Annotated in this window: 1 protein-coding gene; it reads right to left on the minus strand. The window is 47.1% G+C overall.

The genetic code is table 11. The features are described 5' to 3' along the window. The coding region (locus HW443_RS12770; protein WP_176238396.1) for an adenylosuccinate synthetase at positions 1 to 554 on the minus strand (554 nt) is incomplete at both ends.

The raw sequence follows: 554 nt of genomic DNA on the forward strand, positions 1-554 counted from the left end.
CCCACTCTTTGCAGGTAAGCCCTACAAATGCCGCTAGAGCAGGAGATCTGTGTTGGACCGACGCCAAGCCCTCTGCATGCTCCTCCTGCAGCAGCGATCGAGGATGTAACATACGGATATGTGCCGTGGTCAACATCAAGGAGTATCCCCTGTGCGCCTTCAAGGAGCAGATTTTTACTTTCATCAATCATCCTTTTGACTATTATATCCGTGTCAGCAATACAGTCTGAAAGCCTTTCTGCATATCTCATGTATTCGCTGTATATGTCATCTAAATCAAACGCAGGGGCATTATAGAGAACCTTAAGGAGATGGTTAATGCCTACAAGATTGTTTTTAAGTTTTTCCTTGAATACCTCAGGATAAAGCAATTCGCCTACACTAATTCCTGTCCTTGCTGCCTTGTCAACATAGACAGGGCCTATGCCTTTGCCTGTTGTCCCGATTTTTTTGGAACCCTTAATCCTTTCCTGCTCTCTCTCACTTGCACCACGATACGGCCTTACCAGTGCAGCCCCTTCCCCCACTCCCACATTTTTCCCTACTCCACCCCC

The sequence above is a fragment of the Candidatus Hakubella thermalkaliphila genome, from assembly GCF_013281975.1.
Classification (GTDB): Bacteria; Actinomycetota; Humimicrobiia; order Hakubellales; family Hakubellaceae; genus Hakubella; species Hakubella thermalkaliphila.